This window comes from Lewinella sp. W8 (assembly GCF_004375085.3).
Classification (GTDB): Bacteria; Bacteroidota; Bacteroidia; order Chitinophagales; family Saprospiraceae; genus Neolewinella.
The window spans coordinates 68,263-82,916 of the sequence record NZ_SNAQ03000014.1; the positions used below are offsets into that span (position 1 = coordinate 68,263).

15 protein-coding genes are annotated in these 14,654 nt (G+C 58.2%); 6 read left to right on the plus strand and 9 right to left on the minus strand.

The window, feature by feature from the left end:
* Positions 1 to 131: 131 nt before the first annotated feature.
* Both E1J53_RS15650 and E1J53_RS15655 read left to right on the plus strand, forming a co-directional pair.
* Entirely contained in the window at positions 132 to 422 is a 291-nt protein-coding gene (locus E1J53_RS15650; RefSeq protein WP_134273311.1) for a DUF6364 family protein, read from the plus strand.
* Positions 419 to 844: a PIN domain-containing protein gene (locus E1J53_RS15655; protein WP_134273312.1), complete on the plus strand. Its 426-nt coding sequence runs from the start codon at positions 419 to 421 to the stop codon at positions 842 to 844. Before E1J53_RS15650 ends, E1J53_RS15655 begins: the two co-directional genes overlap by 4 nt.
* Positions 845 to 848: 4 nt before the next feature.
* Here E1J53_RS15655 and E1J53_RS15660 read toward each other — a convergent pair whose 3' ends face one another.
* The 8 genes from E1J53_RS15660 to E1J53_RS15695 form a co-directional block, all read right to left on the minus strand.
* Positions 849 to 4,010, minus strand: coding sequence for an ATP-dependent DNA helicase (locus E1J53_RS15660; RefSeq protein ID WP_134273313.1), 3,162 nt, complete (start codon positions 4,008 to 4,010; stop codon positions 849 to 851).
* Position 4,011: 1 nt separating this feature from the next.
* On the minus strand, positions 4,012 to 4,944 hold the full coding sequence (locus E1J53_RS15665) for a ribose-phosphate pyrophosphokinase (RefSeq protein ID WP_134273405.1): 933 nt from the start codon (positions 4,942 to 4,944) through the stop codon (positions 4,012 to 4,014).
* Between the two features lie 551 nt (positions 4,945 to 5,495).
* Complete coding sequence (locus E1J53_RS15670) at positions 5,496 to 6,506, minus strand: c-type cytochrome (protein ID WP_134273314.1); 1,011 nt, start codon at positions 6,504 to 6,506, stop codon at positions 5,496 to 5,498.
* Between the two features lie 24 nt (positions 6,507 to 6,530).
* Entirely contained in the window at positions 6,531 to 7,283 is a 753-nt protein-coding gene (gene deoC / locus E1J53_RS15675) for a deoxyribose-phosphate aldolase (protein ID WP_134273315.1), read from the minus strand.
* A 34-nt stretch (positions 7,284 to 7,317) separates the two neighbouring features.
* Positions 7,318 to 8,235 carry a sugar phosphate isomerase/epimerase gene (locus E1J53_RS15680; RefSeq protein ID WP_134273316.1) on the minus strand — a complete coding sequence of 306 codons (918 nt, stop codon included), beginning with the start codon at positions 8,233 to 8,235 and terminating at the stop codon, positions 7,318 to 7,320.
* Between the two features lie 11 nt (positions 8,236 to 8,246).
* A complete protein-coding gene (locus E1J53_RS15685; RefSeq protein ID WP_134273317.1) occupies positions 8,247 to 9,392 on the minus strand; it encodes a Gfo/Idh/MocA family protein in 1,146 nt (381 codons plus the stop codon).
* A gap of 15 nt (positions 9,393 to 9,407) precedes the next feature.
* Positions 9,408 to 10,292 carry a DUF5777 family beta-barrel protein gene (locus E1J53_RS15690; protein WP_134273318.1) on the minus strand — a complete coding sequence of 295 codons (885 nt, stop codon included), beginning with the start codon at positions 10,290 to 10,292 and terminating at the stop codon, positions 9,408 to 9,410.
* Between the two features lie 72 nt (positions 10,293 to 10,364).
* Positions 10,365 to 10,757 carry a hypothetical protein gene (locus E1J53_RS15695; protein ID WP_134273319.1) on the minus strand — a complete coding sequence of 131 codons (393 nt, stop codon included), beginning with the start codon at positions 10,755 to 10,757 and terminating at the stop codon, positions 10,365 to 10,367.
* A 145-nt stretch (positions 10,758 to 10,902) separates the two neighbouring features.
* On the opposite strand from E1J53_RS15695, the gene E1J53_RS15700 reads away from it, so the two are divergent.
* From E1J53_RS15700 to E1J53_RS15715, 4 genes are all read left to right on the plus strand, one after another.
* Positions 10,903 to 11,316 (plus strand): BrxA/BrxB family bacilliredoxin, encoded by a 414-nt coding sequence (locus E1J53_RS15700; RefSeq protein WP_134273320.1) that lies wholly within the window; start codon positions 10,903 to 10,905, stop codon positions 11,314 to 11,316.
* Positions 11,317 to 11,497: 181 nt separating this feature from the next.
* A complete protein-coding gene (locus E1J53_RS15705; protein ID WP_134273321.1) occupies positions 11,498 to 11,914 on the plus strand; it encodes a DUF2141 domain-containing protein in 417 nt (138 codons plus the stop codon).
* Between the two features lie 225 nt (positions 11,915 to 12,139).
* Positions 12,140 to 13,012: a sulfurtransferase gene (locus E1J53_RS15710; RefSeq protein ID WP_134273322.1), complete on the plus strand. Its 873-nt coding sequence runs from the start codon at positions 12,140 to 12,142 to the stop codon at positions 13,010 to 13,012.
* A gap of 103 nt (positions 13,013 to 13,115) precedes the next feature.
* The gene (locus E1J53_RS15715) at positions 13,116 to 13,874 is read left to right on the plus strand and encodes a DUF481 domain-containing protein (RefSeq protein WP_134273323.1); all 759 of its coding nucleotides are present in this window, start codon (positions 13,116 to 13,118) and stop codon (positions 13,872 to 13,874) included.
* Here the strand turns inward: E1J53_RS15715 and E1J53_RS15720 are convergent, their stop codons facing one another.
* Entirely contained in the window at positions 13,875 to 14,492 is a 618-nt protein-coding gene (locus E1J53_RS15720) for an SET domain-containing protein (protein WP_134273324.1), read from the minus strand.
* Between the last annotated feature and the right edge of the window lie 162 nt (positions 14,493 to 14,654).

Sequence of the window (14,654 nt, forward strand, 5' to 3'; positions counted from 1 at the left end):
TCGCGCTCTGCCGGGGTGCAGTGAAATGGAATCCTCGCGCTCTGCCAGGAATTGAAAACCTGGGTCTAACTTTCAACAGCGGCAACCTTATACGTGCAAATTACGTTTTTGCACGTATAAGTAGTTTTATAATGCCAGCAACAAAGCTTACCCTAAGGATGGATGAAGAAGTGATTGAGCTAGGAAAATCCTATGCTAAGTCACAGGGCATAAGTCTCTCAAAATTGGTGGAAAGGTTTATTAAGGAGGCAATTTCGGGTAATAACAATAAACCGGGCAACCTCCATAACGACCTTGAGCTCATGCTGCTTTTTCCTCCCAGGGATCCAGATAATGCTACCATCAGCCAACCTCCATCCAAGGACCTAGAAGATTACTTCCTCGCTCACCAAAACACCTACTACTCAATTGAAGAGGAATGAAAACTGCCTTCCTAGATACCAACATCATCCTGGACTATGTCCTGGGTAGGGTTCCCTTTTATCATGATGCCCTGCAGATTCTCAGTCTGGCAAAAAGCGAACAACTTAGGTGTCTTGCTAATCCGAATTCATTTACCATCGCCTACTTCTACCTAAAAAAGGATGGGCACGACAGCTGGGAAATAAAACACAAGTTTGCACTATTAAGGCAAGTAATTGAATGTGCTTCCATTGACGCTGCTGTTCTTGATTCGGCGCTTACGCTAAAACGGCCGAAAGATTTGGAAGATGGTGTCCAGCTTGCTGCCGCACTTGCGGAAGGCGCAGATGTTCTAATCACCAGGGACGTAAAAGGATTTCCGAAAGACAAGCTATTAATCCAGACTCCCAAACAGTTCCTATCCGATTGGGATTATAGTTAGCCCATCACACCCCATCATCCATCCCGTCATCCTCCCCCAGCGGAAGGCGCGTTTCCATGTCCTGGGTGAAGCGGCACCACTCACAGTCGGGTTCCCCGCAGCCGGTAAATTCCTGATTCTGGATACCCTCCCAGGCGGTGGTCATGATGCCGCGCAGGGCGTCGGTGTCCCGCTTGGTGATGTCCAGTTGTTGTTCGGGTTGTTCGCCGGCGGGATTGACCAGCAGGAAGCTGATTTTCCCGTCCTTAACCCGGCGGAGGTTGCCGGGCTGATGATCGTAGAGGAGCTTGTAGAAGGTAAGCTGCCGCCAGTAGTCGCCGCCGTGGGGTTTGCTCCTGCTCGGCGGCTTGATTTTCGTCTGGTTCCGGGCAGCACTCGTTTTGTAGTCAACCACCCGGACGAAGGCATCGCTCAGGACGTCCACCCGGTCGATCATCCCCACCAGCGGGATGCCATCCACCTCGGCCTTGCCGAGGTAAAGCTCTACCTCCACGTCCGTAGTCCAGCTGGAGCGGTAGCGGTCGTGGTAGGCTCCGAGTTCGCGGATTCCCCGCCGCAGGCGCTGCTCGAAGGCTTTGGGCGTCAGGAGACCGCGGCGCTTGCCCAGCGCCAGTTCGAAGTAATAGAGTAATTCCTCCTTACTGGGGAAGGCCCGGTCGGGGTTTCTTTTCATCCGCAGGAAGTAATCCTGCAGGGCCTCGTGGAGGGCCGAGCCGTAGAGGGTGAATTCCCGTTCGTGGTCGGGAACCCGAAGCAGTTTTTCGTAGAAAAACCGCAGTGGACACTTGAGGTAGGCGTAAAGCCCACTCACGCTCAGCCGGTAGCCCGCGAGCAGCTCGACGATGGTGGCCGCTTCCAGTCCGGGCAGCAGGGAAAGGTCCCTTGCTCCCAGTTGCAGTTCCGTGAGTTCGGCCAGGCTACCGGCGGAGGGCTCCGGGCGCTCAAAGGTCAGCCCACAGCTTTCCACCAGTTCGTCCACGAAGCGCACCCGCTGCTGGGGTTTTCCCCGGGCGTCCTGTTCGGCACAGGCGATGACGACTTCGGACCTGGCCCGCGTCATGGCCACAAAAAAGAGCCGACGCCGGGCTTCCTCTTCGTTCTCGGTGCCCGTAAGCGTCACCGTGGGGGGGAAGGAAAACTTCTTTTGTCCGCTCCGGCCGGTGTCTCCCCAACTCTTTTCGGCGCAGTCCAGCATCCAGACCTTGTCAAATTCCAGCCCCTTGGCACTGTGGGCCGTCACGAGCAGTACGGCGTCGGCCTGCTCCAGGTGGGACCGCAGGGGAAGCTCCAGGCGGTTATCGTCCATTTGCCGGAGGGTTTCCAGCAGGCCGCCGAGCCGCAGGCGAGGCTTGCGGGCCACTTCGGCGAGGAGAAAATCGGTGAAGGTGCCGAGGTGCTGCAGCGCCTCGGCCCGGTCGGGTTGCCGGAGCGTATCGGCCAATAATCCGGAATCATTGAGCACCGATTCCACAAAATCGGGTAGGGTATCGTTGGGGAGCCGGGCGATGGTCGCTTCCAGGAAGTTGGCCGCCGCCACGATGGTTTCGGGTTGGTCCAGGTCTTCGGGCCAGAGGTCCGGTCGCTGGAGGAAAAGGCGCCAGCTCATCAGTTCGTCCGCTTCTCCCTTACGCTTGATCCGCGCCAGGTTGATCCGGGCCAGGTCCTGGGGTTGGGTGTTGAAGTAGCGGAAGTGGAGAATACGGTAGAGGAGGTGCTCCCCGCTCTCGGGCCTCTCCGCCTCGGCCTGCAGGTAGCGTAGCAGGTCCCGCAGCTGCCGGACGGGACGGCTGTCCAGCACGTTGGGCCGGCGCTTGCTGTGGTAGGGGATTTCCGCCCGCTGCAGGGCGTGCCGGAGCAGGGCAGCCTGGCGGTTGCGGGCGTAGATGACCGCCATCTCCGACCAGGGCACGCCCGCGGCGTGCCAGGCCCGGAGGGTCTCCAGCAGGTGGGATAATTCGTGGCGCTGACTGGGAAAGGTCAGTAGGCGAACCGGTGGGCATTGCTTTCCTGCGGCCGTACTTTGCACCCGCCCTCCGGGCCCCAGAGCCGGCACCAAACGCTTGGCCACCTCCAGGTCCTGCAGGCGATTCCCCACGCGAATGGTGTTGCGGGCGATCAGGGCGTTGGCGGCTTCAAGAATCGACGGAACGCTGCGGTAGCTCTCGTTGAGGGTAACGACCGTGCTGCCGGCGTACCGCTGGGGAAATTCCGCCATGGCCCGCAGACGCGCACCCTGAAATTCGTAAATCGCCTGGTCATCATCCCCGACAATGAATACATTGGGGGACTCCCAGTACTCCGTCAGTCGGCGGACGATCTCTTCCTGGGCGCCGTTGGTGTCCTGAAATTCGTCCACCAATAAATACTGAAAGCGCTCCTGATAGCTGCGCAGCAGGCTGGGAAAATCGTGGAAAGCCCGCAGCACCCAGCCGATCATGTCGCCGTAATCGTAGCGGCGGGCGCGCACCAGCGCCGCCTGATAATCGGGGAAGAGCGCCACCGCGGCCGCCAGCTTCTCCATCCGCAGGTTCTCCTGGTCGATGCTCCCTTGCTTCGGGTCCCCCTTGCGGTTGTTGGCGGTATTCCGCTGATAAAGGAAGTCCGGGTTCTCGGGCAAGCCCTCCCGGTACCGGGCGATTTTTTGTTCCAGTTCGTCCGTCGTCCAGTTCTCGGCTTTGATGGTGGCAAAGAGGTGGCGCAGGTGGGGCTCGTAGAAGTACTCCTGCTGCTGCCCCAGTCGCAGGGGGTGGGTTTGGGGCTGCTGGTCTAGGAGGTCACGAATGATGCGAATCTGCTCCAGCTCTCCGAGGGGTTCCATGCCCGGCCGACCGAAATAGTGCAGGTTCTGCTGGATGAGGTTGCTGCAAAATCCGTGGAAGGTGTAGATACCGATGCGGTGAGCTTCGGGGCCAATGAAGCGCAGCAGTCGTTCTCGCATGGCCTTCACGCCGGCTTCGGTGAAGGTCAGGCAGAGGATGTTGTGGGCGCCGGCGTCGGTCTTGAGCAGGATATTCCCGATCCGGGCCGCCAGCAGGTGGGTCTTCCCCGTTCCCGGCCCGGCCAGTACCATGACCGGTCCGTCGACCTGGTCCACGGCGGTGCGCTGGGCCTGGTTGAGGCCCTCCAGGATGCGCTGAAAAGAACGGTGGTAATCCTCGCGATGCATGCTACTTCACAAACAGCGCCGAGATGGATTCGTTGTGGTGAGTGTTCCGGATGGCCGTAGCGAAGAGCTGGGCCGAGGAAAGCACCTTGATCTTGGAGGAGATCTGTTTGAGGGGCACGGCGTCACAAACGATGAGGGTCTCCAGGGCCGATTTTTCAATTTTCTCGTAGGCGTTACCGCTCAGGATGGGGTGGGTGGCGATGGCCCGCACGCGGGTGGCGCCCTTTTCCATGATGAGGTCGGCGGCCCGGCAAAGGGTACCGGCCGTATCCACCAGATCATCCACCAGAATAACGTCGGCTCCTTCCACGTCGCCGATCAGCGTCATACCGGCCACTTCTCCGGCCCGCTTGCGGTATTTGTCGCAGATGACCAGATTCCGCTCGAAGTATTTTGCGTAGGCGCGGGCGCGCTTCACACCACCCATGTCCGGGCTGGCGAAGGTGACGTTGCTCATGTCCTGCTGCTCGAAGTAGGGCATGTAAATGGCCTGGCTCTGGAGGTGATCCACCGGGATGTCAAAGAAGCCCTGAATCTGATCGGCGTGAAAATCCATGGTCATGATCCGGTCCACCCCGGCTTCGGTGAGCAGGTTGGCAATCAGTTTAGCGGAGATGGGCACCCGGGGCTGATCTTTCCGATCCTGGCGGGCGTAGCCGAAGTAGGGAATGACCGCACAGATGTAGCCGGCCGAGGCGCGACGGGCGGCGTCGATCGTCAGCAGCATCTCCATCAGGTTATCGTGAGGCTGAAAGGTGCTGCCGATGATGAAGACGTACTCTCCGCGGATGCTTTGCTTGATGATGGGCTGCATTTCCCCGTCGTTAAAGCGGGAGACCATCATTTCGCCCAAATCCTGTCCGTAGGCGGTGGCAATTTTTTCGGAGAGGTAACGACTGCCGGTGGAAGACAGCAACGTTACGTGATCATTCATCGGAGTGAGGCGCGGCTTGTGGGACATGCTGCGAAGTTAACCCTTTCCCCGTCGGTGGCAAACTTGAAGTAACATTTGGAAAGCCGCCAAACGTCCGACGCGTAATGACCAACACCACAAAAGCATTCCGGCCAGAGGGGCAGAAGATCGGGGCAACGGCGTGCAGGTGCCAAGCTGTTTCGAATTAGAACAGTACCTGGCGCCGCCATCGGCAAGTCAGGGCTGGTCCGAACAGTGGACTCCTACCCCATCCTGCTCGACAAAAAGGATCCTTACAGTATTCGGACGTACTTTTCCTCGGCTACGCCTGCGTAAAACAGACTTCCGACCACTCTCCTGTCCTGGTCGAAGGCCTTTACAATAGGATTTTCAACGCGGTGAGGTTTTCAATGAGATAAATTTTGCTCCTCAGACTGGAAGTCCTCGACCGTACTGTCAATTTAGCGTCGTTTGGATAGGATGTACTCGACCGCAACCAGCAACCCGGCAACCTGCAACCAGCAACTGACTCCTCGGACTGGAAGTCCTCGACCAGGGCCGTGGAGGCCCAACTATAAATTGGCCTTGCCGGACAGGTAAGCCCGCAGGTCTTCAATCTGTTGGTTGCTCATCCGCTCCTCGGTATAGTGGGGCATGTAGGCCCGCTTTCCGGGAATGGGGCTGGTGCCGTATCGGCTGACCTGATAAATCGAATAGCGGGTGTAGCGCGGGAAGTGCTTGGTCATGAAGTTGTAGTCATACTGGGTCTCTCCCAGTTCAAAGAAGCTGTAGCGCTGGTTCTCGTGGCAGTGCAGACAGGCCCGCTCGTAGATCACCTGCCCGACTGCTGGTTGTCCGGGGTCCGTGGGATAGCCCGCCTTCCGGTCTTCGGGCGGCAGCACGAAGGTTGCCGGGCTGGCCAGGGCGTAATACGTCTTCAGCGTATTGATCATGGATCGCTTATTGTCGTCGCCCTGCCGTAGCACGCGATTGATTCTTTCGGCCCCAGGCGCTCCTTCCGGCAGATCGCTCAGGCGCAGGCCGATGGTGTGCAGAAAGGCCAGTACGGACTCCATTTCCAGGTCCGTCAGCGCCTCGCCCTGGGCGCATTCGGTGGCGCAAAGCTGGATGGCTTCCCGCAGGTCTTTACGGGCAGACTTCACCAGATCACCGTACTTTTTTTCGTAGTCTCCGTTGTAGTAGGACTCCCGGTTGACCGCCCCCCAGAGCGTGGTGCCCGGAAGGAAGGGCAGATCATGCTCTTCGGCGTAGGCCAGGCGGGCAGTGGGGTCCAGATCCGTGAGCACCGCATCTTCCCGCTCCAGGTTGTGGCAGCTGGTGCACTTGAAGTGGGCACTCTGCTGCCCGCCCCCGGCGGCGAGTCCCTCGATGACCAGTTGGCGGCCGATATCTGCCGAAGCTCCCTCCACCGGCCGTACCTTGACGTCGCTGCGTTCGGGCGCCCCCAGAGAACGGTAAACTTCGTAGAGGAGCGTATCGTCTTCCACTACGGGAAGGCGGTCCGGCCGGCCGGCAAAGGCCAGCAGGGTAATCAGCAAACAAAGGGTCAGTACATACTTCATTGGTCGCAATTCGTGCTGGTTTGATTAATAACCGTCGGGGCTCTCTCCGGCGCGGTAATCGACGGTGGGTTCGCCAAGCTTTTCGGCGGCGGCGTTCAGGATGGCCACGGTGGCCGTGGCCCCCACCCGGGTAACGCCCAGTGCCCGCACCCGCAGCAAATCGTCGAGGGTACGCACCCCGCCGGCGGCCTTCACTTCCACTTTCGGCCCCGAATGCTTGCGCATCAGCTTCAGGTCATGGTCGGTGGCTCCCCGGTATCCGTAGTGACCGTCCGCGCCCTTTACCATACCGTAACCGGTGGAAGTCTTGACGAAGTCTACGCCCAGGTCGGTGCAGATTTCGCAGAGGCGGATTTTGTGGTCGTCCTCGGGCAGAAAGTCATTCTCAAAGATCACTTTAAGGATGGCACCGTGTCGGTGCGTCATCGCCAGTACTTCGGAGATTTCATTTCGGACGTAGTCCCAGTCTCCGCCAAGTACCCGACCGATGTTGACCACCATATCGATTTCGGTGGCACCGTCCTGGCAGGCCCGTTCGGTCTCCATCACCTTTACGTCCACGCGGGAATTTCCCTGGGGGAATCCAATGACCGTTCCTACCTGAACGTCAGCGCCGGCCAGCCATTGCCGGGCATCGGCCACCGCGTAGGGTTTGATGCACACGGAAGCCACGTCAAAGGCTTTTGCCAACCGGCACCCCTCCCGCAAGTCGGCATCCGTCATGGTCGGGTGCAGCAGGGAGTGGTCGATCATTTTTGCCAGGTCTTTCACGGTCATGTCGGAGAAATTTTTGATGATGCTAGCGGACTAATCAGACGCCCATAAATTGCTTCAAATAATTGTGGCTTTGTCGCAGGGCGGCGATTCGTTTGTCCAGGCTTCCTTCGTAGGCACGGTCCTCTACCTCCACGCAAACGGGCCCATCGTAGCCCGCACTGGTGAGTATGGAAAAGAACTGCCCCCAGTCTACGCCCCCCATGCCCGGTAGCTTGGGCTCATGCCAGAGATTGGGCGGGGCCATGATGCCGTGCTGGTTCAACTTGTGCTGGTCCACCCGTACGTCTTTGGCGTGCACGTGAAACAGCCGATCGCTGAAGTCACGCATGGGGGCCAGGTAGTCCATGTGCTGCCAGATGAGGTGGGAAGGGTCGTAGTTCAGGCCGATATGGTCGCTGTCGAGATCGGCGAACATCTTCGTCCAGATGGCGGGGGTGGTCGCCAGATTCTTACCGCCGGGCCACTCGTCGTTGGTGAACAGCATGGGGCAGTTTTCGATACCAATCTTTACCCCCCGGGATTCGGCGTGCTCCACCAGTGGTTTCCACACCTCCAGGAAGCGGGGCCAGTTGTCTTCGACGGATTTCTTCGGGTCCCGGCCGATAAAGGTATTCACCCGGTCCAGCCCCAGAGTGGCCGCCGCATCGATGACGGCGCGGATATGGTCAATGTAAACCTGACCCTCCTCGGCGTCAGCAACCAACGGATTGGGGTAGTAGCCCAGCCCACTGATGGCCACTCCGTATTTTTCGGAAAGCGCCCGAATGTCCGCAGCCCGGGCCGGCGTGAATTCGGTGACGTCGATGTGGGTAACCCCCGCGTAGCGCCGCTCGGCTTTGCCGCGGGGCCAGCACATGACCTCCACGCAATCGTATCCGATGCTGGCGGCAATCCGGAAAACTTCTTCCAGTGATTGTTCCGGGAGAATGGCCGAGACAAAACCAAGTTGCATAGCGGGTAGAATTATTCGTTGAGGTAAACCCAGCGCTCTTCGCGGTGGCTCTGCAAAATGGCTTCGCAGAGCACCACCTCGTGGTGGCCGGCGTGAAAATCAGCAAACTGAGCCTCGCTGCGGGGGGTGCTGCCCAGAATGACGTCGTAGAAGTCCCGGAAGCACTGCTTGAAGGTATCCGGAAATCCTTCGTTATGCCCCCCGGGGTAATTGACGAAATGACCGACGCCTTCACTCACCAGCGAGGGATCTTTTTTCAGCAACTGGTTGGGTTGGTCCCGGTGACCGATGGACAGCTCGTTCGGGCGCTCGCTGTTCCACTGGTAAAAGGCGTCGGGCGTAGCGATCTCGTACCGCAGGCTGTTCTTCATCCCGGCACTCACCTGAGACACCCAGAGTTGTCCGCGGGCACCATCAGAGAATTTAAACAGGAGGCTGGCACAGTCTTCGGTGTCGATTTTGATGGTTTCCCGTTCCACCGGAGTATCGTCTCCGGAGAAGGATTTGACTTCTCCTTTCGGCCGTTTTCGCTCCTCGTGGATGATGTACAAATCCGCCAGGACGGCCGTGACCGACTGTCCGGTCAGGAAGCTCACCAGATCGATCCAGTGGGTGCCGATGTCGGCTACCGCACGTAATGCCCCTCCCTGATCGGAAAGGACCCGCCAGTTGTAGTCCGTATCGTAGAGCAACCAGTCCTGCTGGTAAGAACCAACGATGGAATAAACGTCTTCTGCCTTGCGCAGGCGCTGGCGGACCTCCAGGCTCAGGGGATAAAACCGCAGGTTATAGCAAACGCCGGCCACCAGGCCGGTGGATGCGGCGAGTGCCACCAGTTCGGCACTTTCTTCGGCGTTCATGGCCAGGGGCTTCTCACACATCACGTGCTTGCCCGCTTGCAGGGCCCGCTTGGTCATGGGGTAGTGCAGTACGTTGGGGACTGCCAGGTGCACGACGTCGACGTCTTTGTCCGCGAGTACGGCATCAAAATCAGGGTAGCTAACTTCAAGTTGAAGCGCCTTCCGGGCGGTCTCGGCTTCTTCCGCCGAGCTGGCGGCAACGCCCTTTACCCGCACGCCCAGGCGCTTAAGGGCTTCTACGTGAACGGGGCCGATGAATCCCGCTCCGACCACGACGGTGGTAATGGTATGGTACATATTAGATAGAGGTGATTAAAGGTTAAACCAGCGGCTGATCGTAAAACCGATCCGAAACTCTCCGTCTCCCCACTGTGTCGTCGTGTAGGGAATAAAATCCGTTTCAAAAATGCCCGTTGCGTTGGTCAGGTTGACCTGGAAGACGTGGCCTCCCGTATCAAACTCAAAGCCCACGCCCAGGGCGGGGCTGTAGCCATTTTCCTGGGTGAGGGTGCTGCTGAAGGTATAGTTATAATCCGCCAGGAGGGCCATCACTTTGGTCACCTGCAGGCGACCGGCCGCTCCCATGCTGAAGACGGTGTTCTCCCCCTCAAAGGGCACCAGATTGCGGTGGGTGATGCCGGGCACCAGTTGCATGCTGAAGGAAGGGGAAAATTTACGCGCCAGGACGAAGCTGCCGTTAAAGGCCAGCCGGTGGCTGAACTTGGGGAAGCTCCGGATGAGGTCGTCATTACCCTCAATTTTCTGGGCGGCACTGAAGGTAGTCGTTCCGGCAAAAGTGAAGGAGAACGGAAAACCGTTTTTCTCCTGGTGCAGCATTCTCAGCTTGATGATGGCGTTGAGGTTCTGCCGCAGTCCTTCCTGTCCGGAGGGCGTGGCCCCCGCGCCCTTAGCGCGGTAAATACCCAGGTTGAAGTTATCGGTGAATCCGTATTCGGCCCCGATGGCCACGTCTTCGGCGACCTCCAGTCCGTAGAAGGTGGGCCAGCCACCGAAGTCGCCCAGAAAGTCCCCGAACCGGTGACTGATCCTTACGTCCAGCTTGCCCTTCGGCAGGGTTTCCACACTGTGGAGGTTGACCACCCGGGTATCCTTAAAGGTGCGGTACACCCTTTCGCGCTGGGCCGAAAGCTGGCTGGTCAGGGCCAACAATAGCAAAATGCCAAGGAGATTTTTCATCGATACTTAATTCAGGGTGGTTCTTGTAAAGTCTGAGGGTGCTTTGCCGACCGGAATATCGGTCTAATCCATTTAGCGGGGGAATCCGGCGTCCAGCCAGCACCGGATCAGTTCGAGTTCCTCCGCGCTGAGGTCCTGAGGATTGGGCGGAGAGGTGTAATTGGGCGGCATGCCGCGCACGGCATCGTCGCGCTGATCGATTACCCGGTTCCGGAAGCTTCCGTTTTGAAGGTCGGGCAGCAGCCCGTCGTAGTCGTTGTAAATTCCCGGCGCTCCGCCCAGGTGGCAGCCTGCATAGGCACAGCTGCTTTCGACGATCGGGCGGATATCCACCTCGTAGGTAATCGTCTGACCGGTACAGGGTTCGCTACTCGGTTCGGGGAGCTGATCCGCCGTACAGGACTGGGTAGCAAGCAGCGACACCACAAAAAGGAATAGGAATAACCGGAATTTCATACTAATCATGCTGTGAGAATTGGGGAAGGCCAACTAAAACCGCTTCCCGCTTGTACCTAAATGCACCCGCTTGCCGGGCAAATCTCGTTAATCCGACGGAGAATCACGGACTTGCCGCGGCGGCTAATTGACAAAACTTTCAAAAACATCAAATATGTACCCGGTCGAACTGACAATTCCCATGGCCAAGGACCTGACCAACTTCGGTTTTACCAGCCTGACATCTTCCGACGCCGTTAATGAGGCCCTCAGCAAGGAAGAAGGCACTACGCTGTTGGTGGTCAATTCCGTTTGTGGTTGCGCGGCGGCCAACGCCCGCCCCGGTGCAAAAATGGCCATTCAGAACGAAAAGAAGCCGGATAACCTCTTCACCGTTTTTGCCGGTGTGGACCGGGAAGCAACCGCCACCGCCCGCGAGCACCTGCTCCCCTACCCGCCCAGCAGTCCCAGCATTGCCCTCTTCAAAGACGGCAAGTTGGTGCACTTCCTGGAGCGCCACCACATCGAAGGCCGTTCCGCCGAGATCATCGCCCAGAATCTCGTGATGGCCTTTGACCGCTACTGCTAGGTAGTGTAGTCCACCCCCAGGGGTAAAAAAAGCCCGTACCGGCCCCGGAACCGCAAGGTTTCGGGGCCGGCGTATTTTTGGACAAATTTTAGGAATCCCCTAACGGTGTTCGTGCATCCAACCCTCAGGCTGCGCGTTTACCTTCCGTCATCCATTTACGCTAAACACCACCGTTTTGTCCATGTTGCTATTGCTCTTCGGCCTGCTTGTTTCCGCTCCGGCACCCCAGACGGTCACCGTCAAAGTAGCCAGTAGTGCCCCCGAAGGTGGTGTGATCTACCTGGCCGTGTACGAGAACGCCGATCAGTTTGACGAGGAAGCGCCCGCCATTGGTTTTACCGAAAAGTCGGCGGCCGGCAAGGCTACCTTTTCGGTCAAACTTCCCGCTTCCGGCCAGTACGCGCTGGCTGCCTACCACGACGTGAACGAGAACGGGAAGCTCGACAAAAACTTCTGGGGAATCCCGACGGAACCCTACGGCTTCAGCGTGCTGCCGGAATCCAAGTGGCGCGCGCCGAAATTTTCCGACGTCTCCCGGGAATTCTCCCCCCAGGATACCCAGGCGAAACTGGAACTGAAGCGCTGGAAGGAGTATTAGGAGTTTCTAGGATTGATCGCGAGTCGTCAGACGAACTTTATATTGACTTCGTCAGAAATAAAGAATTCGTCGGACGACCGCTAAGCGAAAATTAGCAGGTGCATCCTTTGACTTATCACTTAGGATTCAGGATGCTTTCTTAAGCTCTAATCCTAAAGCCTTAATCCTCAGTCCTGAATCCTGATCCGGAGTTCCATAAAACCCGGAGGGCCATTACCTTGGGGCATGGCTGACACGATTTTTTCCACCATCATCGAAGCGGCGGACGTCCGGGACCTGCTTGAGTCGGGTGCCGCTCCGCTCATTTTTGACTGCCGCCATGAGCTGTCTGACCTCCAGGCCGGGCGGGAAGCCTACCTGGCCGGGCACCTGCCCGGCGCCCATCACCTGCACCTGGACGAGGACCTCTCCGGCCCCATCCGGCCCGGGGTCACCGGGCGACACCCCCTGCCGGATATGGACAATTTTGCCCGGCGGATGACCGCCCTGGGCCTGGGCCCAGGGACCCAGGTGGTGGTCTACGACGATAAGGGCGGCGGCATCGCCGCCCGCGCCTGGTGGATGCTTCGCCACCTAGGGCACGAGGCGGTGGCCGTTCTGAACGGCGGCATCGCCGCCTGGACCGCAGCGGGGGGAAGGCTGGAGGCGGGCGATCGCCCGCTGCCCACTGCGGGAACGGAGATCGCCGGGCACCTGGCTCCGGGAGGTATCCTTGGCACCCGCGCCCGCGCCCAAATCAATCGACTCCGCCACGACCCGGAATGGACCCTAGTCGACTCCCGCACCACGCCCCGTTACCGCGGCGAAGCCGAACCGATTGATCCCGTGGCGGGGCACATCGGGGGCGCCATCAACCTCCCCTGGCCGGACAATCTGGAAGACGGTAAACTCAGGCAACCGGAAGCCCTGCGTGCACGCTTTGCCCCCCTGGATCGGGGTGCGGACCACACCGTTTTTTACTGCGGGTCCGGCGTCACGGCCTGCCACAACATCCTAGCCTACACCGTGGCTTTCGGTGACATCCCACTGCTCTACCCCGGCAGCTGGAGCGACTGGATTACGGATCCGGAAGCGGAGGTCAGTACGGTCGTGGAATAGCACTCTGCCCGCCACCAGTCAGGTAGACTTCGCCTCCGGACCACCAGACACCATTTCCCCGATTAGCGCTCCCTACCATTCGCCAATCCTAACCCCCAACGGGATGAGAACACTACTCTACGCCTGGCTTTTCTTTCCCGCCCTGCTGGCGGCCCAGATCAACGAAAGCGATACCCTCGACTTTCGGGCGGACCTGTCCCTCACCGGTTTCTACCAGGGCGGTAACGTGGAAACGTTGATCTTCCGGGCCCAATCGGGACTGGCCTTCAAGCCCTGGAAAAACTGGGTTTTCAAAACCCAGAATTCCTACGTTTACCAGGCCTTTGGCCGGATGAAGGCCGACGAGGACATCCTGAGCCTGAACTTCCTCTACATCAACCCCGAGAAGAAATTCTACCCGCAACTGCTGGGCTTCGTCAGCACTAACTTCCGGCGAGCCATTGCGCTGCGCTACCTGCTGGGCAGCGGGGTCACGTATCGGGCGCTGGGCGAGAAGGACCACTGGCTAAAGGTGTCCCTTTCCGCGGAGTTTGAGCGGACCAACTTTGATCGGATGGACTTCAACCGGTCCGCCTACGACGGCAACGCCACGATCGAGACGGTGCGGGGAACGCTGTGGATGCACGGGCGGTATGCGCTCTTTGACGGCAAGACCATCTTCACCCACGTCAACTACTTTCAACCCTCCCTCCGCCAGAGTGATAACTTCCGCTGGCGGGCGGATTTCAGCCTGGATTTTCCCCTCTGGAAACACGTCAACTTTAAAATCAACTACCTGAGCACCTTCGAGAGCATCGTTGTTGCGGGGCAGGAGCAGCAGGACCGGCAACTGACCTTCGGGTTTACGGTGAAGAGTTACTGATTAGTACTTCCCGGTATCGTTACCGATCGGCATTTTTTGATATTTCAGGGCATAAACGGACTTGTAGCTTTTCGGATTCCGGAACAGCTCATCCAGTTCCTCCCTGGTCGCTACGTCAATAAATGGCATCAGGGGTTGCTCTACCGCAAACAACTTAACGATTGAACGCCGAATTTTTTCGTCCCATTCCTGATGGTAGTCATCAAAGTCCGAAGGTTTGATCTCTTTCCGGCAGTGTGGCTCCCCGCAGACCAGACTCATCGGCTGATCGAGGTTAAAGATCCCGTATTCGTCCGTGATTTGTTCCCCCTTCTTGATGTCCCTGATGGCAATTTCAAAACCGTAACCGGTGCTGATGGAATTGCAGTTGCAGCAGTGGTTGACGTACTTGGCAAAGTCCCAACTGATGATTCGGTCGCCTTTTTCGTCAATGTAGGAGTACTTTTCAATTACTTCCTTCATGTCCTCGGAATGCATCAGGTAATCCGTCGGACTCACCACTAATTCAAGGCTATCCTTCACGTAGACAATCGTTCCTTCCGGGATATCCAAGGTTGCGAAAACACCGTATCCAACCTGTTCACTGATGAACTTTAATTCGGTATTGGGATGTATCATTTTTCTTTTTTGTGTCGGGACCCGGCGCGGGTAAGTGGCCCGTCAAAACCTGACGGCGAAAACACTCCTAAAAAATTATACTTCAGGACATTACCCCAATTTCATTGATTGGTTGTTCGCCCCAATATTTCGCGTCGATCCCAACATCAAAAATACCACTGA